24 protein-coding genes are annotated in these 24,708 nt (G+C 73.5%); 3 read left to right on the forward strand and 21 right to left on the reverse strand.

Translation table 11 applies throughout. The annotated features are described in order from the left end of the window. Positions 1–47 precede the first annotated feature (47 nt). From M8C11_RS04685 to pyrR, 15 genes are all read right to left on the reverse strand, one after another. Positions 48–1,028 (reverse strand): AAA family ATPase, encoded by a 981-nt coding sequence (locus M8C11_RS04685; RefSeq protein ID WP_252448502.1) that lies wholly within the window; start codon positions 1,026–1,028, stop codon positions 48–50. Positions 1,029–1,253: 225 nt separating this feature from the next. Then, a complete protein-coding gene (locus tag M8C11_RS04690; RefSeq protein WP_252448503.1) occupies positions 1,254–3,221 on the reverse strand; it encodes a primosomal protein N' in 1,968 nt (655 codons plus the stop codon). 59 nt (positions 3,222–3,280) lie between these two features. Continuing rightward, the gene (gene metK, locus M8C11_RS04695) at positions 3,281–4,471 is read right to left on the reverse strand and encodes a methionine adenosyltransferase (protein WP_013285519.1); all 1,191 of its coding nucleotides are present in this window, start codon (positions 4,469–4,471) and stop codon (positions 3,281–3,283) included. Positions 4,472–4,568: 97 nt separating this feature from the next. Beyond that, positions 4,569–5,777, reverse strand: a complete 1,209-nt coding sequence (coaBC, locus tag M8C11_RS04700) for a bifunctional phosphopantothenoylcysteine decarboxylase/phosphopantothenate--cysteine ligase CoaBC (RefSeq protein ID WP_252448504.1) — start codon at positions 5,775–5,777, stop codon at positions 4,569–4,571. A gap of 14 nt (positions 5,778–5,791) precedes the next feature. Further along, positions 5,792–6,058, reverse strand: coding sequence for a DNA-directed RNA polymerase subunit omega (gene rpoZ / locus M8C11_RS04705; protein WP_013285517.1), 267 nt, complete (start codon positions 6,056–6,058; stop codon positions 5,792–5,794). Positions 6,059–6,061: 3 nt separating this feature from the next. Further along, on the reverse strand, positions 6,062–6,613 hold the full coding sequence (locus tag M8C11_RS04710) for a guanylate kinase (RefSeq protein WP_120570503.1): 552 nt from the start codon (positions 6,611–6,613) through the stop codon (positions 6,062–6,064). Between the two features lie 25 nt (positions 6,614–6,638). Next, the gene (gene mihF, locus M8C11_RS04715) at positions 6,639–6,956 is read right to left on the reverse strand and encodes an integration host factor, actinobacterial type (RefSeq protein WP_013285515.1); all 318 of its coding nucleotides are present in this window, start codon (positions 6,954–6,956) and stop codon (positions 6,639–6,641) included. Between the two features lie 175 nt (positions 6,957–7,131). After that, entirely contained in the window at positions 7,132–7,971 is an 840-nt protein-coding gene (gene pyrF / locus M8C11_RS04720; protein ID WP_252448505.1) for an orotidine-5'-phosphate decarboxylase, read from the reverse strand. Positions 7,972–8,058: 87 nt separating this feature from the next. Next, positions 8,059–9,333 (reverse strand): adenosylmethionine--8-amino-7-oxononanoate transaminase, encoded by a 1,275-nt coding sequence (locus tag M8C11_RS04725; RefSeq protein ID WP_252448506.1) that lies wholly within the window; start codon positions 9,331–9,333, stop codon positions 8,059–8,061. Positions 9,334–9,405: 72 nt separating this feature from the next. Next, a complete protein-coding gene (locus M8C11_RS04730) occupies positions 9,406–10,419 on the reverse strand; it encodes a quinone-dependent dihydroorotate dehydrogenase (protein WP_252448507.1) in 1,014 nt (337 codons plus the stop codon). 112 nt (positions 10,420–10,531) lie between these two features. Further along, positions 10,532–13,879, reverse strand: coding sequence for a carbamoyl-phosphate synthase large subunit (gene carB / locus M8C11_RS04735; RefSeq protein ID WP_120570507.1), 3,348 nt, complete (start codon positions 13,877–13,879; stop codon positions 10,532–10,534). Beyond that, positions 13,872–15,044 carry a glutamine-hydrolyzing carbamoyl-phosphate synthase small subunit gene (gene carA, locus M8C11_RS04740; RefSeq protein WP_252448509.1) on the reverse strand — a complete coding sequence of 391 codons (1,173 nt, stop codon included), beginning with the start codon at positions 15,042–15,044 and terminating at the stop codon, positions 13,872–13,874. Before carA ends, carB begins: the two co-directional genes overlap by 8 nt. Positions 15,045–15,099: 55 nt before the next feature. Beyond that, positions 15,100–16,377 (reverse strand): dihydroorotase, encoded by a 1,278-nt coding sequence (locus M8C11_RS04745; protein ID WP_252448510.1) that lies wholly within the window; start codon positions 16,375–16,377, stop codon positions 15,100–15,102. After that, positions 16,374–17,300 carry an aspartate carbamoyltransferase catalytic subunit gene (locus tag M8C11_RS04750; protein WP_120570510.1) on the reverse strand — a complete coding sequence of 309 codons (927 nt, stop codon included), beginning with the start codon at positions 17,298–17,300 and terminating at the stop codon, positions 16,374–16,376. Before M8C11_RS04750 ends, M8C11_RS04745 begins: the two co-directional genes overlap by 4 nt. Continuing rightward, positions 17,297–17,881, reverse strand: a complete 585-nt coding sequence (gene pyrR / locus M8C11_RS04755; protein ID WP_252448512.1) for a bifunctional pyr operon transcriptional regulator/uracil phosphoribosyltransferase PyrR — start codon at positions 17,879–17,881, stop codon at positions 17,297–17,299. The genes M8C11_RS04750 and pyrR overlap by 4 nt, the downstream gene beginning before the upstream one ends. A 286-nt stretch (positions 17,882–18,167) precedes the next feature. Here pyrR and M8C11_RS04760 point away from each other — a divergent pair, with 286 nt between their 5' ends. Beyond that, positions 18,168–18,656: a transcriptional regulator gene (locus tag M8C11_RS04760; RefSeq protein WP_013285505.1), complete on the forward strand. Its 489-nt coding sequence runs from the start codon at positions 18,168–18,170 to the stop codon at positions 18,654–18,656. Positions 18,657–18,717: 61 nt separating this feature from the next. Here the strand turns inward: M8C11_RS04760 and nusB are convergent, their stop codons facing one another. The 4 genes from nusB to aroB form a co-directional block, all read right to left on the reverse strand. Next, a complete protein-coding gene (nusB, locus tag M8C11_RS04765) occupies positions 18,718–19,128 on the reverse strand; it encodes a transcription antitermination factor NusB (protein WP_199733039.1) in 411 nt (136 codons plus the stop codon). A gap of 23 nt (positions 19,129–19,151) precedes the next feature. Next, positions 19,152–19,709 (reverse strand): elongation factor P, encoded by a 558-nt coding sequence (gene efp, locus M8C11_RS04770; protein ID WP_073827682.1) that lies wholly within the window; start codon positions 19,707–19,709, stop codon positions 19,152–19,154. A gap of 111 nt (positions 19,710–19,820) precedes the next feature. Then, complete coding sequence (gene aroQ, locus M8C11_RS04775; protein ID WP_252448514.1) at positions 19,821–20,261, reverse strand: type II 3-dehydroquinate dehydratase; 441 nt, start codon at positions 20,259–20,261, stop codon at positions 19,821–19,823. After that, positions 20,258–21,334, reverse strand: coding sequence for a 3-dehydroquinate synthase (aroB, locus tag M8C11_RS04780; protein ID WP_120570514.1), 1,077 nt, complete (start codon positions 21,332–21,334; stop codon positions 20,258–20,260). Before aroB ends, aroQ begins: the two co-directional genes overlap by 4 nt. A gap of 92 nt (positions 21,335–21,426) precedes the next feature. Between aroB and M8C11_RS04785 the strand changes: the two genes are divergently transcribed. Both M8C11_RS04785 and M8C11_RS04790 read left to right on the forward strand, forming a co-directional pair. Continuing rightward, on the forward strand, positions 21,427–21,969 hold the full coding sequence (locus tag M8C11_RS04785) for a DUF2243 domain-containing protein (protein WP_121683045.1): 543 nt from the start codon (positions 21,427–21,429) through the stop codon (positions 21,967–21,969). Then, positions 21,966–22,787 carry a cytochrome c oxidase assembly protein gene (locus M8C11_RS04790; protein WP_252448516.1) on the forward strand — a complete coding sequence of 274 codons (822 nt, stop codon included), beginning with the start codon at positions 21,966–21,968 and terminating at the stop codon, positions 22,785–22,787. Before M8C11_RS04785 ends, M8C11_RS04790 begins: the two co-directional genes overlap by 4 nt. Before the next feature lie 162 nt (positions 22,788–22,949). Here M8C11_RS04790 and M8C11_RS04795 read toward each other — a convergent pair whose 3' ends face one another. Beyond that, complete coding sequence (locus M8C11_RS04795; protein ID WP_252448517.1) at positions 22,950–23,459, reverse strand: shikimate kinase; 510 nt, start codon at positions 23,457–23,459, stop codon at positions 22,950–22,952. A gap of 55 nt (positions 23,460–23,514) precedes the next feature. Beyond that, the gene (gene aroC, locus M8C11_RS04800; RefSeq protein ID WP_252448518.1) at positions 23,515–24,693 is read right to left on the reverse strand and encodes a chorismate synthase; all 1,179 of its coding nucleotides are present in this window, start codon (positions 24,691–24,693) and stop codon (positions 23,515–23,517) included. Positions 24,694–24,708: the final 15 nt, after the last annotated feature.

Raw genomic sequence — 24,708 nt, forward strand, 5'->3', positions numbered from 1 at the left:
CGGATCGGGTGAACCCGTGCCGGTGAGGTGGCGGTGTCCCCCGGCGGTCAGGCGCCGGCGCCCGGCTCCCCGGCGAGCACCGGGCCGCCGCCGAGCAGCGCGTGCTCCGGCAGCGGCAGCGTGATGCCGTGCGCGTCCTCCCAGTCGTGGATCAGGCCCGGGCGGGCCTGCGCGGTGAAGAAGTCGAGCGCGCTGATCCCGCCGACCACCGGCTCCTCCACCTCGGCGACCAGCCGGGCCGGGACCATCGGCAGCCCGGCGCGCACCGCCGCGCTGAGCCGCCGGTGCCCGTCCACGACGAAGAAGTACTCGCCGGTGTAGCCGATGCTCAGCGGCTCGGGCTCCTCGCCGCTGCCCGCCGCCTCGGCGGCGACGTCGGCGTCCCAGAGGCCGCGCAGCGTCGACACGTCCTCGGTGGGGTACACCCGGGTCGGGTCGAGCAGCAGCAACGGCTGGCCGGCGCGCAGCACGTCCGCGCCCAGGCGGCCCTCGTAGACGTCGACGACGTGCTGGATGACCTGCTCCGGGTTGGCCCGGGTGGTGTCGCAGACCAGGTCGTAGTTGCGCAGGCGGGCCTTGTCGACGCCGTACCGGACGATGAACCGGCCGCGCTCGCTCTCGCTGCGCTCGCGCAGCTTCGCCCGCGCCTCCTCCAGCGAGGTGTAGCTCTCGGCCGGGCCGGACGGGCGGGCCAGCACCCGCCGGGCCGCCTCGGTCGGCTCGGTGATCATGTGCACCTTGAGCGCGTCGGTGAAGAAGTGCCAGGCCAGGCGGGAGTCCATGACCAGGGACTCGCCGGAGGCGGCGATGTCGCGCTGGAGCTGGTCGACGTAGCCGTCGACGGCCTGGTCCAGCTCGGCGTGCAGGTTGAGCTGGAGGGCGGTCATCTGCCGTTCCTGGGCCATCTGGCGGTAGAGGTCGCCGACGCTGACCCGGCGCAGCCCGAGCCGCTTGGCGATCTCGACCGAGACGGTGCTCTTGCCACTGCCGAGGTCACCGTTGAAGACGATCGACTGACGAACGGTCACGACTGGTCCACCCCTGCTCACCGGCTGACTGACGACATCGAGTGTCGGCCCGACGTGCTCTGGCACCCGCCGCGCCGCGTCCCGCGCGGGAAAACCGCGCGGCTGGGCATGACGGGCGATGCTATCACCGCCCGCTACTCGATTGCCGGACCAGGTGTGCGGCAAACCCCAGCTCACGACCGTGCGCGAGGGCCCACGTGCGCACCGTCACGCGGTCGCGTCCGATCAGAACAGGGTGAGCGGATCGACCTGGAGGCGTACCGGGTCGGCCGCCTTGCGGGCGCTGCGCTGCCCGGCGGCGGCGTGCAGCGCCTCGGCCATCGCGGCGGCCCGGGACCGGGGCACGCGTACCAGCATCCGCTCCCGGCCCTCCTCGGCCGGCACCGGGCCGAGCACCTCGGCGTCGCCCGGCAGCCGGGCGCCGGCGAGCAGGTCGGCCACCGCCTCGGCCACGCCGGTGACGCTCGCCATCCGTACCGCCGGAGGGAAGCCCAGCTCCCGCCGCTCGGCCAGTTCCCGGGCGGCGAACCAGGCGGAGTCCCAGCGCAGCAACGCCTGCACCGGGGCCAGCGCGCCGTCGGCGACCACCACCACCCGGCCGCCGGCCGTACCGGGCCGGGCCAAGGCGGCGGCGGCCATCCAGCGGCGCAGCGCCTCCTCGCCGGCTCGCAGGTCGGCCCGGGTCAGCAGCGCCCACGAGTCGAGCAGCAGCACCGCGCCGTAGCCGCCCTCGGCGACCGGCTCGGCGCCCGGTGTGGCGATCACCAGCCCGGCCCCGCCCGGCACGCCCGCCAGCACCTCCTCCCGCCCCGACGTCCGCACCGGCACGCCGGGGAACGCCCGGCCCAGCTCCTCGGCGGTCCGCCGGGCGCCGGTCACCGAGGCGCGCAGCCGCCGCCCGCCGCACTCCGGGCAGGCGTACGCGGCGGCCAGCCGGCCGCACCAGCGGCAGGCGGGCGTGCCCTGCGCCGACGGCAGCGCGAGCGGGCCGGCGCAGTGCGGGCAGCGGGCCGGGGCGCGGCAGTCGGCGCAGGCCACCGATGGCACGTACCCCCGGCGCGGCACCTGCACCAGCACCGGCAGGTCCGCGCGCAGCGCGTCCCGGGCGGTGGTCCAGGCCAGGCTCGGCAGCCGCGCCGAGGCGGCGCCGGGGTCGCGGGCCAGTTGCGGGTCGTCGCCGGTGGGCGCCATGGCCGGGGTACGCGCGCGCACCACCGCCCGGTCCGCCACCACCTCACGCGCCCAGCCGGTCTCCACCAGCAGTTGCGCCTCGGCGGTACGCGCGTAGCCGCCGACCAGGGCGGCCACGTCGCCGAGCTGCGCCCGGGTGAGCAGCACGTCCCGGGCGTGCGGGTAGGGCGCGCGCGGTTCGGCGTGCAGGTCGTCGCCGTCGTCCCAGATCGCCACCAGGCCGAGCCGCCGCACCGGGGCGAACATCGCGGCCCGGGTACCGACGACCACGTCCACCTCGCCCGTCCGGGCGGTGAGGAAGGCCCGGTAGCGGCGGGCCGGGCCGTCGGCGGCGGTGAGCCGGACGTGCCGTCCCGCGCCGAGCACGGCGGTCAGGGCGGCGTCGAGGCGGTCCAGGTCACGGGCGTCGGCCACCACGACCACGGCGCCCCGGCCGCCGGCCACCGTGGCGGCGACCGCGTCGGCGTACCGGTCGGCCCAGTCCTCCCCCGGCAGCGCCGACCAGACCGCGCGGGCGGGCTTGCCGTCGGTGAGCGCGCGCAGCAGCGCCGGCCCGGCCGGGTAGTCCCGCCAGCCGCGCGGGTCCACCTCCGCCCGGCCGCCCACCCGGGCGTCCGCGTCCGCGTCGGCGTCGGCGTCGGCGTCGGCGTCGGCGTCGGCGGACGGTGGCGCGTCCGCCGCCGTGACGGCCTTCTCGGCGCGGGCGTGCCGGGGCGGCACGGCCAGCCGGAGCACGTCGGCGAGGCTGCCGGCGTACCTGTCGGCGACCGCGCGGGCCAGCCGGGCCACCTCCGGGGAGAGCACCGGCACCGGGGACACGACCTTCTCCAGGTACGCCAGCTTCGGGTGCTCGGACGCCTCGGCGCGCTCCAGCAGCCAGCCGTCGACGAGCTGGCCGGCGAACCGCACCTTCACGCGTACCCCCGGCCGGGCGTCGGCGTCGAGCGCCTCCGGCACCAGGTAGTCGAAGGGGCGGTCGAGGTGGGGCAGCGGCACGTCCACGCAGACGCGCGCGACCGGCGACCCCTGTGCGGGTCGCCGGTCGCGGCGCGTGGTGGCGGTCAGGCTCCCGCGGCCGACTTGAGGTCGGCGGCCCGGTCGGTGCCCTCCCAGGTCAGCTCCGGCAGCTCCCGGCCGAAGTGGCCGTACGCGGCGGTCTGCTGGTAGATCGGGCGCAGCAGGTGCAGGTCCCGGATGATGGCGGCCGGACGCAGGTCGAACACCTCGGCCACGGCCTTCTCGATCGAGGCGACCGGCACGGTCTCGGTGCCGAACGTCTCGATGAACAGGCTCACCGGGTGCGCCTTGCCGATCGCGTACGCGACCTGCGCCTCGCACCGCTCGGCCAGCCCGGCGGCGACCACGTTCTTGGCCACCCAGCGCATCGCGTACGCGGCCGACCGGTCGACCTTCGACGGATCCTTGCCGGAGAACGCGCCGCCGCCGTGCCGGGCGTACCCGCCGTACGTGTCCACGATGATCTTGCGGCCGGTCAGGCCGGCGTCACCCATCGGGCCGCCGATCTCGAACCGCCCGGTCGGGTTCACCAGCAGCCGGTAGCCCTCGGTCTCCAGGCCGAGGCCCTCCAGCTCCGGGGCGATGACGTGGTCCCGGATGTCCGGGGTGAGCAGCGACTCCAGCGAGATGTCCGCCGCGTGCTGGCTGGACACGACGACGGTGTCGAGCCGGACCGGGCGCAGCCCGTCGTACTCGATGGTGACCTGGGTCTTGCCGTCCGGCCGCAGGTACGGGATCGTGCCGTCCTTGCGGACCGCGGCGAGCCGGCGGGCCAGCCGGTGCGCCAGCGCGATCGGCAGCGGCATCAGCTCGGGCGTCTCGGAGCAGGCGAAGCCGAACATCATGCCCTGGTCACCGGCGCCCTGCGCGTCCAGCGCGCTCTCCGACCCACCGGTACGCAGCTCGAAGGCGTTGTCGACGCCCTGGGCGATGTCCGGCGACTGGGCGCCGATGGACACGCTGACGCCGCAGGACGCGCCGTCGAAGCCCTTCTTCGACGAGTCGTAGCCGATGCCGAGGATGGTCTCGCGGACGATCGTCGGGATGTCGGCGTACGCCTTGGTGGTCACCTCGCCGGCCACGTGCACCTGACCGGTGGTGATCAACGTCTCCACCGCGACCCGGCTGTGCGGGTCCTGGGCGAGCAGCGCGTCGAGAATGCCGTCACTGATCTGGTCGGCGATCTTGTCCGGGTGGCCCTCCGTGACCGATTCGGACGTGAAGAGACGTGTCACGGCACTCCTAAGCATGTGAAGACTTTTAAAGGTCGCTCGGCGGCAGTTTAGTCATCATCGTTCCGCCGCGACCCGACGAACGCGGGTCGACCAACCGTCAGGAACGCGACGGCAACCGCTGACAGACGAGGTCCCAGACGGCGTCGGCCAGGGCCTCCTTGGGTTGCTCCGGCAACCGGTGCACGGCGCCGTCGGCACCGATCACGGTGGCCGCGTTGGTGTCGGCGCCGAAGACCTTGTCCACGCCGACCTCGTTGACCACGATCATGTCGGCCCCCTTGCGGGCCAGCTTGGCCCGGCCGTTGGCCTCCGCGTCGTCGGTCTCCGCCGCGAAGATCACCAGCACCTGCCCGGGCCGGCGACGCCGCCCCAGCTCCACCGCGATGTCCGGGTTGGTGACCAGCTCGATGGTGGGCGCGACCCCGTCGTCGGACTTCTTGATCTTCCCGGTGGCGTAGCTGGCCGGCCGGAAGTCGGCGGGCGCGGCGGCCATCACCACGGCGTCCGCGCCGGCGGCCACCGCGAGCGTCGCGTCGCGCAGCTCCTCGGTGGTGCCCACCCGGACCAGGTCCGCCCCGGCCGGGTCGGGCAGCGCCACGTTGGCCGCGACGAGCGTGACCCGGGCGCCCCGGGCCACCGCGGCGCGGGCGAACGCGTACCCCTGCTTGCCGGACGACCGGTTGCCCAGGAACCGGACCGGGTCCAGCGGCTCGCGGGTGCCCCCGGCGGTGACCACCACGTGCCGGCCGGCCAGGTCGGCCTCGGCCTCGACGCCGCGGGCCAGCGCCCGGCGGGCCACCGCGAAGATCTCCGCCGGGTCGGGCAGCCGGCCCTTGCCGGTGTCCCGCCCGGTGAGCCGGCCCACGGCCGGCTCGATCACGCGGACGCCCCGCGAGCGCAGCGTGGCCACGTTCGCGACAGTGGCCGGGTGCTCCCACATCTCGGTGTGCATGGCCGGGGCCAGCAGCACCGGGCAGCGCGCGGTCAGCAGCGTGTTGGTGAGCAGGTCGTCGGCGAGGCCGTGGGCGGCCTTGGCGAGCAGGTCGGCGGTGGCCGGGGCGACCACGACCAGGTCGGCGTGCTGCCCGAGCCGCACGTGCGGCACCTCGTGCACGTCGGACCAGACGTCGTCGGCGACCGGCCGGCCGGACAGGGCCGCCCAGGTCGGCGCCCCGACGAAGCGGAGCGCCGAGGCGGTCGGCACCACCCGGACCCGGTGACCCGACTCGGTGAAAAGCCGGAGCAGCTCACACGCCTTGTAGGCGGCGATGCCGCCGCCGACCCCGAGGACGATCTCGGCGGGCATCGGCGCGGGCGCGGTTACGGCTGGTCGGTCGGCTCGGCGGTGAGCAGGCCCGCGTTGATCTCGCGCATGGCGATGGAGAGCGGCTTCTCCTGCGGGGTGGTCTCCACCAGCGGGCCGACGTACTCCAGGAGGCCCTCACCGAGCTGGCTGTAGTAGGCGTTGACCTGACGGGCGCGCTTGGCGGCGAAGATGACCAGCGCGTACTTCGAGGTGGTCTTCTCGAGCAGCTCGTCGATCGGCGGGTTGGTGATGCCCTCGGGGTTGGTGGCGATGGATCCCACGAATTAAACCTCTGCGTCTCGTGCGCCGCCCGCGGGCGGTCGGGCCGGAGCCAGGAAGGACGAACCGAGCAATCCTACCAGCTCGGCCGCGGCGCGCTCGGTGTGGTCGTGTGCCACGGCGTGGGCGAAGACGGCCGCCACGTCCGGGTCGGCCCGGTACGCCGGCGGCGCGAGCAGCACCAGCCGGGCGCCGGGCGCCGCGGCCCGTACCGCCAGCGCGCCGGCCAGGTCCAGCGGCAGCAGCACCGGCCGTCCCTCGGCGAGCCGCGCCCGCACCTCGGCCCGGGGCACCCCCCGGCGGTACGGCCCGATCCGGCACCACTCCAGCAGCTCCCCGGCGGCGATCAGCCGGTCGAAGCCCGGCGCGTCGAGGAAGACGCGGTCCACGCCGTCGCGCTCGTCCGGACGGGGTGGGCGGGTGGTGGCGACCACCGGCACCCAGACAGACGCAAGGCGCGCCCGGACCGCCTCGACGACACTGCTCCGGCCGGCCCCGGAGGGACCGGACAGGACAGTGAGCCGAGCCGCCGAGCGCGCCTCGTCATCCGTGCTCACCGCTTGTTTCTACACGGCGGGCCGTTCAGTTGGCGGCGAACTCTCCGAGCAGAGCCTTGCGCTGCTGCTCGCCGAGGCCGCGCAGGCGACGGCTGTCCGCGATCTTGAGCTTCTCCATGATCTGGGTGGCCCGGATCTTGCCGATGCCCGGCATCGCCTGGAGCACGGCCGAAACCTTCAGCTTGCCCACGACGTCGTCGGACTCGGCCCGCTCGAGGACGGTGGCGAGGGTGGTCTTGCCCTGCTTGAGCTGCTCCTTCAGCTCAGCGCGGGCCTTGCGGATCTCCGCGGCCTTCTCCAGCGCGGCAGCGCGCTGCTCGGGGGTCAGTGACGGGAGCGGCACCAGTTCTCCTCAGGTCCCTAGTACGGCGGGCTGAGCGCCCCACCGCATCTGTGAAACGTGGTGTCGCTGGCAACCAAAGGGGTCCGTGGTTCCCAGCGCGGGGAAAACTAGCGGTCAACGGAGATTTCGGCAACGTGGGCGCGCGATGATCAACCCAAAGTGACCGAGCCGTCAGTCAGTCCGCCGTGCCCAGGGCGGCCCGGCAGTCGGCCAGCACCCGCTCGGTGGCGGCCCGCAGGTCGGCCGGGTCGGGGCCCGCGCCGAGCACCTCCCGGGAGTACGAGGGAAGCACCGACGGCAGCGCGGCGCCGAACACGGTACGCAACCCGGCGGGCGTTCCGCCCTGCGCGCCCAGCCCCGGCGCGAGCAGCGGACCGTTGACCGAGTCCAGATCGTGACCCGTCTCACCGACCGTCGCGCCGACCACCAGACCGAAGCTGCCGAGCGGCTCCGCACCCCGGTTGAGCTGGGAAATCTCGTCGATCACGGTCTGCGCGACGGTGCGCCCGTCGGCACCCACGGCGCGCTGCACGGAGGCACCCTCCGGGTTGGAGGTGAGCGCCAGGACGAAGACCCCGCCACCGTGCTCGGCGGCGGTGGAGAACATCGGGGCGAGCGAACCTACTCCCAGGTAGGGGCTCGCGGTGACCGCATCGACATACAGGGGGCTGGATGGATCGAGGTACGCCGAGGCGTACGCGGCGACCGTCGAGCCGATGTCACCACGCTTGACGTCAAGCAGAGTGAGCGCTCCCAAATCTCGCAACTGTCGGATAGTTGACTCAAGCACACCCACACCCCGGGCGCCGAAGCGCTCGAAGAACGCCGACTGCGGCTTGACCACGGCGACCCGGTCGCCGATCGCCTCCACCACAGTGGCGCAGAACCGCTCCAGGCCCGCCACGTCGTCGGACAGGCCCCAGGCGGTCAGCAACCCGGGGTGCGGGTCGATCCCCACGCAGAGCGGCCCTCGTTCCGCCACGGCCCGGTGCAGACGGGCGCCGAACGTCTCCATCGCGTCTCTCCCTCTCCCGGCGGCTCCGGGCCGCCTGGCGTGTCCGGCGACGGGCCTCCCGTCGCGCCCTGTGGAACTCGGCCGGGCTCAGCCGGCCTTGACCGCCGCGGCCACTCCGGCCGCGATCCGCGCCACGTCCGCGGCGTCGCAGACGTACGGCGGCATCGTGTAGACGAGATCCCGGAACGGGCGCAGCCACACCCCCTCGGCCACCGCGGCGGCGGTCGCCCGGGGCAGGTCCACCTCGTGGTCGAGCTGCACCACCCCGATCGCGCCGAGCACGCGTACGTCGGCCACACCGGGCGCGTCCCGCAACGGCGCCAGGCCGGCCCGCAGGCCCTCGGCGATGCCCGCCACCCGTCCCGCCCAGTCCCCGGCCCGCAGCAGGTCCAGGGAGGCGTTGGCGACGGCGCAGGCGAGCGGGTTGCCCATGAACGTCGGCCCGTGCGCCAGCACCCCGCCGGCGGAGATCGCCCGCGCCACCTCGGGCGTGCACAGCGCCGCGGCGAGCGTCAGGTACCCGCCGGTGAGCGCCTTGCCGACGCAGAGCACGTCCGGGGTGACGGCGGCGTGCTCGGCGGCGAACATGCGCCCGGTCCGGCCGAAGCCGGTGGCGATCTCGTCGAACACCAGCAGGATGCCGTGCCTGCGGGTCACCTCGCGCAGCACGCGCAGGTAGTGCGGGTGGTGGAACCGCATCCCGCCGGCGCCCTGGACCACCGGCTCCACGATCACCGCGGCCAGCTCGTCGGCGTGCCGCTCGACCGCCTCCACCAGCGCCGCCTCGTACGCCGGGTCCGGCGCCTCGTCGAAGCCGGGCGGCGGCACCGGCGCGAACACCTGCCGGGGCAGCACGTCGCCCCAGAGGTGGTGCATCCCGCCCTCCGGGTCGCACACGCTCATCGGGTGGAACGTGTCGCCGTGGTAGCCGCCCCGCCAGGTGCCCAGCCGGCGGCGCTGCGGGCGTCCCAGCGCCCGCTGGTACTGCAGGCACATCTTCACCGCCACCTCGACGCTCACCGAGCCGGAGTCGGCCAGGAAGACGTGTTCCAGGCCGTCCGGGGTCAGCTCGACGAGCGTGCGCGCCAGGCGTACGGCGGGCTCGTGGGTGAGCCCGCCGAACATCACGTGGCTCATCCGCCCGAGCTGGTCGGTCACCGCGGCGTCGAGCACCGGGTGCCGGTAGCCGTGGATCGCCGCCCACCACGACGACATGCCGTCGACCAGCTCCCGCCCGTCGGCGAGCCGCAGCCGCACCCCCTCCGCGCTGTCGACGACGTACGGCGCACTGGCGGAAGGCATGGCGGTGTACGGATGCCACACGTGCCGCCGGTCGGCCTCCAGGATCTCCTCAGGCGTCACGTCTCCTCCTTCACCCCGCCCCCGCTCCCCGCACCCCCTCTCTCCCCGCGCGGGTGCGAGAGGGTGGGTGGGTCAGGGTCGGATGGTCCGGGTTATGGCTCTCGTCAGGGCGGGGCCTCGGTAGATGAAGCCGGTGTAGAGCTGGAGCAGGGCGGCGCCGGCGTCGAACATGCGGGTGGCGTCGTCCGGGTGCAGGATGCCGCCCACGCCGATCACCGGTAGCCGGCCGCCGGTCTCCCGGTGCACGAAGGCGACCATCTCCCGGGCCCGGACGGTCAGCGGCCGGCCGGACAGCCCGCCGGCCTCGGCGGCGCGCTCCCGGTCGGCCGGGGCGAGCCCGTCGCGGGCGAGCGTGGTGTTGGTGGCGATGACCCCGGCCGCGCCCCGGTCGAGGCACACCTCCAGCAGCTCGGCCACGGCCGGCTCGGTCAGGTCCGGGGCGATCTTCACCAGCACCGGTTTCTCCCCCACCAGCGCGGCGAGCAACGCGTCCAGATGGGACCGGTCCTGAAGCGACCGCAGTCCGGGAGTGTTCGGTGAGGACACGTTCACCGCGAAGTAGTCGCCATGCTCCTTGAGCGCCCGGTAGGAGGCGAGGTAGTCCTCGACCGCCTCGTCCAGCGGGGTCACCTTGGACTTGCCGAGCGAGATGCCCAGCGGCACGCCGAGCGGGCGCGGCAGCGCGGCCAGCCGGTCCGCGAGCGCCGCCGCGCCCGCGTTGTTGAAGCCCATCCGGTTGATCACCGCTTCGCTGTCGCGCAGCCGGAACAGCCGGGGCCGGGGGTTGCCCGGCTGGGCGTGCGCGGTCACGGTGCCGACCTCGACGAAGCCGAAGCCGAGCGCCGGCCAGGCCGGCAACGCGAGTCCGTTCTTGTCCATGCCGGCCGCCAGCCCGACCGGGTTGGGGAAGCGCACCCCGAACACGGTGCGCGGCGCCGACCGGAAGTACGCCGCGCGCAGCGCCGCGAGCACCGCCGGCTGCCGCGACACCGCGGCAAGCCGCTCCAGCGTCCACTCGTGCGCCCCCTCCGCGTCCCCGCCCGCGAGCGAGAACAGCCGGGGCCGCACCACCTTCTCGAAGATCACGCCCCGGCCCCCCGCCCGGTCCGCCCGACCTCCCCGTTGATCATGAGGTTGGCGGCGATGTCGATCTCCATATCCACCGCCAACCTCATGATCGACGCAGTGGGGCGGGGGGTCACTCGCCCGCCCGGAGGGCGGCGTGGAGGTCCTGCAGCGGGCGGACCTTCAGGTCGCCGTTGATCCGGGCCTCGATGCCCATGACGGCGGCGGCCGCGCCGGGGACCGTGGTGACGCACGGGATGTCGGCGCTCACCGCCGCGCTGCGGATCTCGTACCCGTCGGAACGGGCGCTCGCCCCGGAGCCCTGCGGCGTGTTCACCACCAGCGCCACGTCCCCGCCGAGGATCAGCGAGACCGCGTCCGCGCCCTCACCCGACTCGTAGTGCTTGCGGATCTGCTCGCAGGCGATGCCGTGCCGGCGCAGCACCTCGGCCGTGCCGGTGGTGGCCACGATCTCGAAGCCCAGGTCGGCCAGGCGCTTGATCGGGAAGATCATGCCGCGCTTGTCCCGGTTGGCGACCGAGACGAAGATCTTCCCGGCGGTCGGCAGCGACCCGTACGCGGCGGCCTGCGACTTGGCGAACGCCTGACCGAAGCCGGTGTCGATGCCCATCACCTCGCCGGTGGACTTCATCTCCGGGCCGAGCAGCACGTCGATGCCCTTGCCGGACGGCGTGCGGAACCGCTTGAACGGCAGCACCGCCTCCTTGACCGCGATCGGCGCGTCGGCCGGCATGGTGCCGCCGTCGCCGGTGGGCGGCAGCATCCCCTCGGCGCGCAGCTGCGCGATCGTGGCGCCGAGCGCGATCCGGGCCGCCGCCTTGGCCAGCGGCACCGCCGTGGCCTTCGAGACGAACGGTACGGTCCGGGAGGCGCGCGGGTTGGCCTCCAGCACGTAGAGCATGTCGCCCTGCAACGCGTACTGGACGTTGAGCAGGCCGCGCACCCCGACGCCGCGGGCGATCTGCTCGGTGTAGTGCCGCACCTGGGCCAGGTGCGAGCCGGCCAGCGTGATCGGCGGCAGCGCGCAGGACGAGTCGCCGGAGTGGATGCCGGCCTCCTCGATGTGCTCCATCACGCCGCCCAGGTAGACGTCGCCGTCGGCGTCCACGAGCGCGTCCACGTCGATCTCGATGGCGTCGTCCAGGAACCGGTCCACCAGCACCGGGCGGTCCGGCGAGATGGCGGTGGCCCGGCCGATGTAGTCGCGCAGCGTGGCGTCGTCGTACACGATCTCCATGCCGCGCCCGCCGAGCACGTACGAGGGGCGGACCAGCACCGGGTACCCGATCTCGTCGGCGATCGTCTTCGCCTCGTCGTACGAGGTGGCCATGCCGTGCGCGGGCGCGCGCAGCCCGGCCCGGGCCAGCACCGCGCCGAACGCGCCGCGCTCCTCGGCCAGGTGGATCGACTCCGGGGAGGTGCCGACGATCGGCACGCCGGCGTTCTTGAGCCGCTGGGCCAGGCCGAGCGGGGTCTGCCCGCCGAGCTGCACGACCACCCCGATGACGCCGGGGCCGCCCGCCTCCCTGCCGGAGGTGTCCTCGGCGTGCCAGACCTCCAGCACGTCCTCGAACGTCAGCGGCTCGAAGTAGAGCCGGTCCGCGGTGTCGTAGTCGGTGGAGACGGTCTCCGGGTTGCAGTTGACCATGACGGTCTCGTAGTCCACGTCCCGGAGAGCTTGTACGGCGTGCACGCACGAATAGTCGAACTCGATGCCCTGCCCGATCCGGTTCGGCCCGGAGCCCAGGATGAGCACCTTCGGCCGGGCCGAGGGCGCCACCTCGGTCTCCGAGTCGTACGTCGAGTAGTGGTACGGCGTGGTCGCCTCGAACTCGGCCGCGCAGGTGTCCACCGTCTTGTAGACCGGCCGGACGCCGAGCCGGTGCCGAAGCGTACGGACGCCGTCCTCGGCGGCCAGCTCGGGACGCAGCGCGGCGAGCTGCCGGTCGGACAGGCCGGCCCGCTTGGCCCGGCGCAGCAGACCGGCGTCGAGCACCGGCGCGTCCACGATCTCGGCGCGCAGCTCGACCAGCGAGGCGATCTGGTCCAGGAACCACGGGTCCATGCCGCCGGACGCCTCGGACACCTCGGCGATCGACGCGCCGAGGCGCAGCGCCCGCTCGACGGTGTAGAGCCGGCCGTCGTGCGGCGTGCGCAGCGCCGCCAGCGTGTTCTCCCTCGTCGCGCCGTCGGGGTCCGGCACGGTCCAGAAGCCGGACGCCTTGGTCTCCATCGAGCGCATCGCCTTGTTCAGCGCCTCGGTGAAGTTGCGGCCCAGGCTCATCGCCTCGCCCACCGACTTCATCGTGGTGGTCAGCTCCGGGTCCGCGCCGGGGAACTTCTCGAACGCGAACCGGGGGATCTTCACCACCACGTAGTCGAGCGTCGGCTCGAACGCCGCAGGCGTCTTCAGCGTGATGTCGTTGGGGATCTCGTCGAGCGTGTAGCCGATGGCGAGCTTCGCGGCGATCTTCGCGATCGGGAAGCCGGTGGCCTTCGACGCCAGCGCCGAGGAGCGCGACACGCGCGGGTTCATCTCGATCACGACGATCCGGCCGTCGGCCGGGTTCACCGCGAACTGGATGTTGCAGCCGCCGGTGTCCACACCGACCTCGCGCAGCACCGCGATGCCGAGGTCACGCAGCCGCTGGTACTCCCGGTCGGTGAGCGTCATCGACGGGGCGACGGTGACGCTGTCGCCGGTGTGCACGCCCATCGGGTCGACGTTCTCGATCGAGCAGACCACCACCACGTTGTCGTGGCGGTCGCGCATCAGTTCGAGCTCGTACTCCTTCCAGCCGAGCACGCTCTCCTCGATGAGCACCTCGTGCACCGGGCTGGCCGCCAGGCCCGCGCCGGCGATGCGCTCCAGGTCCTCGTCGGTGTGCGCCATGCCGGAACCGAGGCCGCCCATGGTGAACGACGGCCGGATGACCACCGGCAGGCCCAGCTCGGCGACCGTCTCGCGGACCTCGTCCATCGAGTGGCAGACCCGCGACCGCGGCACCAGCGCGGACGGATCCGCCAGGCCCAGCCGTACGCCGGCCTTCGCGACGATCTCCTTGAACAGCTGCCGGTCCTCGCCCCGGTTGATCGCCTCGATGTTGGCGCCGATCAGCTCGACGCCGTACTTCTCCAGCACACCGGCCTCGTGCAGGGCGACGGCGGTGTTCAGCGCGGTCTGGCCGCCGAGCGTCGGCAGCAGCGCGTCGGGGCGCTCCTTGGCGATGACCAGCTCGACGAACTCCGGGGTGATCGGCTCGACGTACGTGGCGTCGGCGAACTCCGGGTCCGTCATGATCGTCGCCGGGTTGGAGTTGACCAGGCTGACCCGGATCCCCTCGCTGCGCAGCACCCGGCAGGCCTGGGTGCCGGAGTAGTCGAACTCGCAGGCCTGTCCGATCACGATCGGCCCGGAGCCGATCACCAGGACGTGCTTGAGGTCGGTCCGCTTAGGCATTCTCTCCGCCTTCACTGTGCTTCCGGTCGAAGCCACTGCCTTCGATCAACTCGGCGAAACGGTCGAAGAGGTAGTCCGCGTCGTGCGGGCCGGCCGCCGCCTCCGGGTGGTACTGGACGGTGAAGGCGGGCACGTCCACGGCCCGCAGCCCCTCGACCACGTTGTCGTTGAGGCAGACGTGTGACACCTGGACGGCGCCGAACTCGGTCTGGATCACCTGATCCGGCACCACGGCGCCGTCCCCGGCACCCGGCACCTGCACCGCGAAGCCGTGGTTGTGGCTGGTCACCTCGACCTTGCCGGTGGCCCGGTCGAGCACCGGCTGGTTGATGCCGCGGTGGCCGTACCCGAGCTTGTAGGTGCCGAAGCCGAGCGCCCGGCCGAGGATCTGGCTGCCGAAGCAGATGCCGAACAGCGGGATCCGCCGGGTCAGCACCTCCCGGGCCAGCGCCACCGGGCCGTCGGCGGTCGCCGGGTCACCCGGGCCGGGCGAGAAGAAGACCGCGTCCGCGCCGGTGGCGAGCAGGTCCTCGATCGTCGACCCGGCGGGCAGCACGTGGGTGGTGACGCCGCGGGCGGCGAGCCGCCGCGGCACGTTGCGCTTGATGCCCAGGTCCAACGCGGCCACCGTGAACCGGTGCTCGCCCTGCGCCTCGACGACGTACGGCTTGGCGGTGGTCACCTCCTCGGACAGGTTCGCGCCGACCATCTGCGGCGAGCGGCGTACCCGCTCCAGCAGGGCGGCCGGGTCGTCCTCGACGCTGGAGATGCCGACGCGCATCGCGCCGCGCTCGCGCAGGTGGCGGGTCAGCGCCCGGGTGTCCACGCCGCTGATGCCGACGACGCCCTCGGCGGCGAGCCGGTCCTCCAGCCCGCCGTCGGCGCGCCAGTTGGAGCTGATCCGGGCCGGGTCGCGCACCACGTACCCGGCCACCCAGATCCGGTCGGACTCGTCGTCCTCGCCGTTGACGCCGGTGTTGCCGATGTGCGGCGCGGTCTGCACCACCACCTGCCGGTGGTACGAGGGGTCGGTGAGCGTCTCCTGGTAGCCGGTCATGCCGGTGTTGAAGACCGCCTCGCCGAAGGTCTCCCCGACGCTGCCGTACGCCTCGCCGTGGAACGTGCGCCCGTCCTCAAGGACGAGAATCGCGGGCCGTCGCTTCACTGTGCCCGCCTTTCGTTCGCTACTGCGGGACTCCGCTCCGCTGCGTTCCTCGCGCTCACTTGACAGCCTTTCCGTCCAGGACCGTCGGCTCGCCGCGCAGGAAGGTCGCCACGATGCGACCCGGCAGCGTCATGCGGGCGTACGGGGTGTTGCGACTACGGCTGGCCAGCTCCGCCGGTTCGATGACGCGGCGGGCGGCCGGGTCGACCAGGGTCAGGTTGGCCGGTACGCCGGGCGCCGGGTCGAGGCCGTGCCCGGCCAGCCCGGCGATCCGGGCCGGCGTGCGGGACATCCGCTCGGCGATCAGGTCCCAGCGGGGGCCGAACACGTCGAGCGCGATCGACAGCGCCGTCTCCAGGCCGAGCATGCCCGGCCGGGCGTACGCCCACTCGCACTCCTTGTCCTCCACGGCGTGCGGCGCGTGGTCGGTGGCGATGATGTCGATCACGCCCTCGGCCAGCGCCTCCCGCAGCGCGGCGATGTCGGCGGCGGTACGCAGCGGCGGGTTGACCTTGAAGACCGGGTCGTAGCTGGCTGCCCTTTCATCAGTGAGCAGCAGGTGGTGCGGCGTCACCTCGGCGGTGACGCGTACCCCGCGCGCCTTGGCCTGGCGCAGCACCTCGACGCTGCCGGCGGTGGAGACGTGGCAGACGTGCAGGCGGCTGCCGACGTGCTCGGCGAGCAGCACGTCCCGGGCGATGATCGCCTCCTCGGCGACGGCCGGCCAGCCGGTCAGGCCGAGGCGGGTGGACACCTCGCCCTCGTGCATCTGCGCGCCCTCGGTGAGCCGGGGCTCCTCGGCGTGCTGGGCGATCACGCCGTCGAACGCCTTGACGTACTCCAGCGCCCGGCGCATCAGCCGCGGGTCGGACACGCAGTGCCCGTCGTCGGAGAAGATCCGCACCCCGGCGGCCGAGTCGGCCATCGCGCCCAGCTCGGCCAGGCGCTCGCCGGCCAGCCCGACCGTGACCGCCCCGATCGGCTGCACGTCGACCAGGCCGGCTTCCCGGCCGAGGCGCCAGACCTGCTCGACCACGCCCGCGGTGTCCGCGACCGGGGAGGTGTTCGCCATCGCGCACACCGCCGTGTAGCCGCCGAGCGCCGCCGCCCGGGAACCGGACTCGACGGTCTCGGCGTCCTCTCGGCCGGGCTCGCGCAGGTGGGTGTGCAGGTCGACCAGGCCGGGCAGCGCGACCAGGCCGCTCGCGTCGAGGACTGTGGCGTCGTCCGCGGCGAGCCCGCGGCCCGTCTCGGCCACCACGCCGTCGCGGATGAGCAGGTCGGTCGGCTCGCCGCCGACGATGCTGACGCTTCTGATGAGGTACGCGGTCACCGGTTGTTCCCTCCGAGCAGCAGGTAGAGCACGGCCATCCGCACGGAGACCCCGTTGGCGACCTGTTCGACGATGGTGGAGCGGGGCGAGTCGGCCACCTCGGGCGTGATCTCCATGCCCCGGTTCATCGGGCCGGGGTGCATGACGATCGCGTGCTCGGGCAGCCGGCGCATGCGCGGCCCGTCGAGCCCGTAGCGGCGGGCGTACTCGCGGGCCGACGGGAAGTAGGAGTCACCCATCCGCTCACGTTGCACCCGCAGCATCATCACCACGTCCACATCCGGGAGAACGGCGTCGAGGTCGTAACAGACGTCGGTGCCGGGCGCCAGGGCGGCGGCGATGTCGACCGGGATGAGCGTGGGCGGGCCGACCAGGGTGACCTTCGCGCCGAGCGTGGACAGCAGCAGCACGTTGGAGCGGGCCACCCGGGAGTGCAGCACGTCGCCGACGATCGCCACGTGCAGGCCGTCGAGCCGGCCCAGCCGGGACCGCATCGTGTACGCGTCGAGCAGCGCCTGGGTGGGGTGCTCGTGGGTGCCGTCACCGGCGTTGACCACCGACCCGTCCACCCACTCGGCGAGCCGGTGCGGGGCGCCGGAGGCGGGGTGCCGGACGACGACCGCGTCCGCGCCCATCGCCTGGAGCGTGAGCGCGGTGTCCTTCAGGCTCTCCCCCTTGGCCACGCTGGAGCCCTTGGCGGAAAAGTTGATCACGTCGGCGCTGAGCCGCTTGGCGGCCGCCTCGAACGAGATCCGGGTGCGGGTGGAGTCCTCGTAGAAGAGGTTGACCACGGTGCGCCCGCGCAGCGCGGGCAGCTTCTTGACCTCGCGACCGGCCACCGTCGCCATCTCCGCGGCGGTGTCCAGGACCAGGGTGGCGGTGCCGGCGTCCAGGTCGGCGCCGGAGAGCAGGTGCCGAATCATGAGAGGGAGCCTCCGTACAGCCGTACCTCGTCGGCGCCGTCGGTCTCGGCGAGGGTGACCTTGACGTTCTCGGCCAGCGCGGTGGGGATGTTCTTGCCGACGTAGTCGGCGCGGATCGGCAGCTGCCGGTGGCCGCGGTCGACCAGGACCGCGAGCTGCACGGACGCCGGCCGGCCCACGTCGCTGAGCGCGTCCAGCGCGGCCCGCACGGTGCGGCCGGAGAACAGCACGTCGTCGACGAGGATCACCCGCTTGCCGTCGATCCCGCCGGGCGGCAGGTCGGTCGGGCCGACCGCGCGGGTGGCGTGCCGGCGCAGGTCGTCGCGGTAGAGCGTGATGTCGAGCACGCCGACCGGGACTGTGACGTCCTCGAAGGTGCTGATCCGGTCCGCGAGGCGGTGGGCCAGCGGCACGCCCCGGGTGGGGATGCCGAGCAGCACGGTGTCGGCGGCGCCCTGGGTCTTCTCCAGGATCTGGTGGGCGATACGGTCGACCACCCGCGACACGTCCGCTGCGGCGAGGATCACCTTCACCGAGGGTTGTCGCGGCGGCGACGAGTGGGCAGCCGGTGGGTAGGCCACGGCGGACCTCCTTCCCCGCCTCACGGGACGGGTCGTTAAAGGACGTCTGGTCGGCTCCGGCAGGCCCGCGCGGGGCCCGGACCGGGGCTTCACGCCACGTTACCAGCGGTCACCGGGCCGCCCGCCGCCGGTCCTGACCTGCTGGTCAGCCCGGAGAAATGGGGACAAGCCACACGTGGGTGCCGGACCCGGTGGACGGCAACACTTGACCACATGTCGCAATCCCCGTACCGTCACGCTCCGTAGCGATAGCTCGGGGAACCCGAACAGCACTGGGAGTGTCCGAATGCCCTCTGAATACGCCAAGTCGCTGGGCGCCCGCCTGCGCTCCATCCGCCAGCAGCAGGGCCTGTCCCTGCAGGGGGTGGAGGAGAAGTCGAACGGGCGGTGGAAGGCCGTGGTGGTCGGCTCGTACGAGCGCGGCGACCGCGCCGTCACCGTGTCCCGCCTGGCGGAGCTGGCCGACTTCTACCGCGTTCCCGTCTCGGAGCTGCTGCCCGACGGCAGCGGGGTGCGTCACGAGCCCACCAGCAAGATCGTCCTGGACCTGGAGCGGCTCTACGACGAGGCCTCCGAGGACCTCGCGTACGTGGCCCGCTACGCGCGCGCCATCCAGCAGCAGCGCGGCGACTACAACGGCCGGGTGCTCTCGATCCGCGCCGACGACCTGCGCGCCCTCGCGATCGTCTACGACGCCTCGCCGTCGGGCCTGATCGAGCGGCTGACCGAGCACGGCGTGCTGGTCGCCGACCCGCGGGCGTTCTTCGCGTCCTGACACCCCGTACGACCGAAAGGGCCCGTGCCTACCGGCACGGGCCCTTCGTCGTCGTGGCGCGTCAGCGCGAGGCGTACTCGGCGATCCGGCCGAGGATGCCGTTGAGGAAGCGGGGCGAGTCGTCGGTCGACATCTGCCGGGCCAGCTCCACGGCCTCGCTGATCGCCACCGCGTCGTCGATCTCGTCGACGTAGAGCAGCTCGTACACGGCGATCCGGGCCAGGTTGCGGTCGACCACCGGCATGCGCTCCAGCGTCCACCCCTCGGCGTAGCTGGCGATCGTCTCGTCGATCCGGTCGAGGTGCGCCGCCACGCCCTCGACCAGCCCGACCGCGTAGCCGAGGTGGTCGGGGCGGGGCTGCTCGATCCGTTCCAGGTAACCGGCGAGCACCTCGACCGGCGGGCGGTCCCGCAGATCGGCCTCGAAGAGCACGTCCAGCGCCCGCTTGCGCGCCTTGCGGCGCGCCGGCATCTGCTGCTTGGGGCCCTCGGCCATCAGGCTCGGCCGAGGTAACGGCCGTCGCGGGTGTCGACCTTGATCTTCTCACCGGTGGTGATGAACAGCGGCACCTGCACGGTCGCGCCCGTCTCGACGGTCGCTGGCTTGTTGCCGCCGGTCGACCGGTCGCCCTGCAGGCCCGGCTCGGTGTAGGTGACCTCGAGCACGACCGAGGTCGGCAGCTCGATGTACAGCGGCACGCTCTCGTGGGTGGCGACGGTCGCCTCGGCCTCGGGGAGGAGGTAGTTGGCGGCCTCGCCGACGGTGGCGCCGGGGACGGTGATCTGGTCGAACGTCTCCAGATCCATGAAGACGTAGTCCTCGCCGTCGGCGTACAGGTACTGCATGGTGCGCTTGTCCACGGTCGCGGTCTCGACCTTGGTGCCCGCGTTGAAGGTCTTGTCGACCACCTTGCCGGACAGCACGTTCTTCAGCGTGGTGCGCACGAAGGCACCACCCTTACCGGGCTTGACGTGCTGGAACTCGACGACGGCCCACAGCTCGCCGTCCAGGTTGAGTACCAGGCCGTTCTTCAGGTCGTTGGTGGTGGCCATTTCCTGCCTTGATCATCAATTGGCGGACAGACCGTCCAAGTCTACTCGCCCTGTCGAATCGGACTCGCGCCACGGAACGGACCGGGCGGGAGCGCCGCCGGGCGGACCCGTTCAGGCGCCTGCGGCGAGCCCGGCGGCCAGGTGGTGCAGCGCCAGCCGGTAGCCGTCCACGCCCAGGCCGCAGATCACCCCGGTGGCCACCGCGGAGACCACCGAGTGGTGCCGGAACTCCTCCCGGGCGTGGATGTTGGAGATGTGCACCTCGACCAGCGGGCCGCGCAGCATGGCGCAGGCGTCCCGCACCGCGATCGAGTAGTGCGACCAGGCGGCCGGGTTGAGCACCACCGCCGCCGCCTCGTCGGCCGCCTCGTGCAACCAGGCCAGCATCTCGTGCTCGGCGTCGGTCTGCCGGACCACCACGTCCAGGCCCAGCTCCCGGCCGTGCCGCTCGCAGTCGGCCACGAGCTGGGCGTAGCTGGTCACCCCGTACACGTCGACCTGGCGGGTGCCGAGCCGGCCCAGGTTCGGCCCGTTCAGCACGTACACCCTCACGAGCTGATCTCCGCGTACGCGGCGGCGAGCAGGTCGTCCGGCGGCGCCTCCAGGATCGCCGGGCGGGCGAGCCCGTCGAGCACCACGAACCGCAGCCGGCTGCCCCGGGCCTTCTTGTCCACCCGCATCGCGGCCAGCAGCTCCGGCCAGGCGTCGGCCCGGTAGCCGGTGGGCAGGTCGAGCGCGGCCAGCACCCGGCGGTGCCGCTCCGCGTCGGCCGCGTCGAGCCGGCCGGCGAGCCGGGCCAGCGTGGCGGCGTACACCAGGCCGACCGCCACGGCGTGACCGTGCCGCCAGCGGTAGCCCTCCACCTTCTCGATCGCGTGCGCCAGCGTGTGCCCGTAGTTCAGCACCTCGCGTACCCCGGACTCGCGCAGGTCCCCGGCGACCACGTCGGCCTTCACGCGGACCGCGCGCTCGACCAGTTCCCGCAGCACCGGCCCGGCCGGGTCCAGCGCGGCGGCCGGATCCCGCTCGACCAGGTCGAGGATGACCGGGTCGGCGATGAACCCGCACTTGACCACCTCGGCCATCCCGGCGGCCAGGTCGGCCGGGGGCAGGCTGTCCAGCGTCGCCAGGTCGGCCAGCACGCCGGCCGGCGGGTGGAACGCGCCGACCAGGTTCTTGCCGGCGGCCGTGTTGATGCCGGTCTTGCCGCCCACGGCGGCGTCGACCATGCCGAGCAGCGACGTCGCGACCGGCACCCAGCGCACGCCGCGCAGCCAGGTGGCCGCGACGAACCCGGCCAGGTCGGTGACCGCGCCGCCGCCCACCCCGACCACCGCGTCGGTACGGGTGAACCCGGCGTCGCCGAGGCGGTCCCAGCAGGCCGCCGCCACGTCGACGTGCTTGCCCGCCTCCGCGTCCGGCACCTCGATCAGCAGCGGCGTCACGCCGCCCTCGCGGACGCCGTCGGCGAGCTTGTCGGCGAGCGCCTTGAGCGGCGGCGCGTGCAGGAAGGCCACCCGCTCGGCGCCGGGCAGCAGCCGGGGCGGCGGGTCCAGCAGGTCACGTCCCACGAGCACGTCGTACGGCCGCTCGCCGCCGACCGGGATCCGGGTCACCTCGTCCATCGCGGGCAGCCTAGTCCAGCGCGCCGCCCCCGCGCGGCCGTTGTCCACTGGCTGGGTGTTTGCCCGGCCGCAGGGTGGGTAGGGCGGCCGGAATGAGTGAGACGACGGCACACACGACCCGACCGGAGTCCGCGACGAGCATCCGGCTGCCCGCCACGATCCTCGGCGTCGGGCTCGGCGGCTTCGTCGACGGCATCGTCCTGCACCAGGTCCTCCAGTGGCACCACCTGCTCAGCAGCACCGGCAGCGACCGCATCGGCGTCCGGGAGTACCCGGTGGACACGGTGCCCGGGTTGCAGATGAACACGCTGTGGGACGGCCTGTTCCACGTGGTCACCTGGGTGGCGGTGCTGACCGGCCTGGCCCTGCTCTACTCCCGTGTCACCCACTCCCGCGGCCGGCTGTGGCGCTCGCCGATGCTGTGGGGCTGGGCACTCATCGGCTGGGGCCTGTTCAACCTGGTCGAGGGCGTCATCGACCACCACCTGCTCGGCATCCACCACGTTCGCAGCGGCCCGAACCAGCTCTGGTGGGACCTCGGGTTCCTCGCCCTCGGCGTGGTGCTGATCGCGGTCGGCTGGGCGATCCAGCGCCGCGCCCGCGCCGTCGACCTCTGCGCGCCGGAGCGCCGGTGACAGTGGCCCACGCCGGGCACGCCGCCGGCGGCTTCCCGGCCACCGCGCTGATCCCGGTGGCGTTGTTCTGGGCGTACCTGGCCGCCGCGCTGCGGCTGCGCGACCCCGGCGGGCCGGGCTGGCCGCACGCCCGCACGGCAAGCTTCGGGCTGGGCGCGCTGCTGCTGACGGCCGGGCTGCTGTGGCCCGCCGGGGACTTCGTCGGGCACATGTGGCAGCACCTGCTGATCGGCATGCTCGCGCCGCTGGCGCTGGTGCTCGGCGCCCCGGTCACGCTGCTGCTGCGCACGCTGGACCGGCGTACCGGCCGGAGGCTGGTCCACCTGCTGCGGCATCCGGTCGCGCGGGTGCTCGGCCACCCGGTGACCGGGCTGCTGCTCACCGCGGGCGGGCTCTGGCTGCTCTACCTCACCCCGCTGTACCGGGCCACGCTGGACAGCCCGGCCCTGCACACGCTGGTGAACCTGCACTTCCTGCTCAGCGGCTGCCTGTTCGCCTGGTCGATCGCCGGTCCGGACCCGGGACCGCACCGCCCGCGCGTACCGGTCCGGTTGGTGGTGATCGGGTTCGGGGTGGCCGCGCACGCCACCATCGCCCAGCTGCTCTACGCCGGGCTGTTCGTCGACGTGCCCGCCACCGCCGCCGAGCTGCGGGCGGGCGCCACGCTCATGTACTACCTCGGCGACCTGGCCGAGATCGCGCTTGCGCTCGCGCTGCTGGCCACCTGGCGGCCCGAACCGGCCCGGCGCCGCCGCGCGCCGAGCCCTCGCCGCCGGGCCGGACGCCGGACGGCCGGGACCGCTGCGGCCAACGCCTGACCGTCCACCCTCGCGCCGGCACGCCTCCTCACTCGCCCATGGCGTTCCACCCACCGACGGCATGCATGCCGGCTGGAACGCCATGGGTGCCACAACGCTCACGAGACACCCACGGCGTTCCACCGAGGGAGCCGGGAGCCGGGCGCAGTCGGGCGGGGCGGGTCAGGGCTTGAGCAGCGCGGCGATCTCCGCGGCCAACTCCTGCGGCGTACGCCCGTCGGTGACCACAGTCGCGGTCGCCACCTCGGCGTAGAGCGGGCGGCGCTGGTCCATCAGGTGCTTGAGCGTGGCGCGCGGGTTCAGCGCGAGCAGCGGCCGGCCGGCGCCGAGACCGACCCGCTTGAGCGCGTCGGGCAGCTCCACCGACAGGTGCACCACCGTGTGGCCGATCAGCGCGGCCCGGTTCTCCTCGGCCAGGACCGCGCCGCCGCCGAGCGCGAGCACACCCGCGTGCGACGCGAGCGCCGCCGCCACGGCGGCCCGTTCGAGGGTACGGAAGTGCTCCTCCCCCTCGTCCACGAAGATCTCCGGGATCGGCTTGCCGGCGAGGTTCTCGATGTCGGCGTCGGTGTCCCGGAAGCCGACGCCGAGCACCTCGGCGAGCGCCGTACCGACTGTGGTCTTGCCGGAGCCGGGCGCCCCGACCAGCACGCAGACCGGCCGGGTGCTCATCGTTGCCACCTCTCGTTCGCGACTGCGGGACTCCGCTGCGCTGCGTTCCTCGCGCTCACCGGACCACCAGGCTGTCGAGGTAACCGGCCAGGTTGCGGCGCATCTCGGCGACCGAGTCGCCGCCGAACTTCTCCACCGCCGCCTCGGCCAGCACCAGCGCGACCATCGCCTCGGCCACCACGGCCGCCGCCGGCACCGCGCACACGTCCGAGCGCTGGTTGATCGCGGTGGCCGGCTCGCCGGTGGTCACGTCGATCGTCGCGAGCGCCCGGTTCAGCGACGAGATCGGCTTCATGGCCGCCTTCACCCGCAGCGGCTCACCCGTGGTGATGCCGCCCTCCAGGCCACCGGCCCGGTCGGTGATCCGCCGCACCCCGGTCGCGGTGGGCACGATCTCGTCGTGCGCCTCCGAGCCGCGGGAACGCGCCTGCTGCCAGCCGTCGCCGATCTCCACACCCTTGATCGCCTGGATCGACATGAGCGCGGTGGCGAGGCGGGCGTCGAGCTTGCGGTCCCACTGCACGTGGCTGCCCAGGCCCGGCGGGACCCCGTACGCGAGCACCTCGACCACGCCACCGAGCGTGTCGGCGGCCTTCTTCGCGGCGTCGACCTCGGCGACCATCCGGGCGCTGGCCTCGGCGTCGAGGCAGCGCAGCGGGTCGGCGTCGATGCGCGGGGCATCCTCCGGCGTGGGGCGCAGGCCCGGCTTGACCGCCACCGGACCCAGCTCGACCACGTGGGAGACGATCTCGACGCCGAGCGCCTGACGCACGAGCGCCTTGGCGACGGTACCCACCGCGACCCGGGCGGCGGTCTCCCGGGCGCTGGCGCGTTCCAGGATCGGCCGGGCGTCGGTGTGCCCGTACTTCTGCATGCCGGCCAGGTCGGCGTGACCTGGGCGGGGACGGGTGAGCGGCGCGTTGCGGGCCTGGCTCGCCAGCTCCTCCGGGTCGACCGGGTCGGCGGCCATCACGGTGCGCCACTTGGGCCACTCGGAGTTGCCGACCCGGATCGCCACCGGGCTGCCCAGCGTCACGCCGTGCCGGAGCCCACCGATGATCTCGACCTCGTCCTGCTCGAACGACATCCGGGCGCCCCGGCCGTAGCCGAGCCGGCGCCGGGCCAGTTCGCCGGAGATCTCCCCGGTGGTCACCTCGATGCCGGCGGGTACGCCCTCCAGCATCGCGACGAGGGCGGGTCCGTGCGATTCACCTGCAGTCAGCCAGCGCAACACGACGGTCAGTCTGTC

The sequence above is a fragment of the Micromonospora sp. CPM1 genome (assembly GCF_023896895.1).
Classification (GTDB): domain Bacteria; phylum Actinomycetota; class Actinomycetes; order Mycobacteriales; family Micromonosporaceae; genus Micromonospora; species Micromonospora tulbaghiae.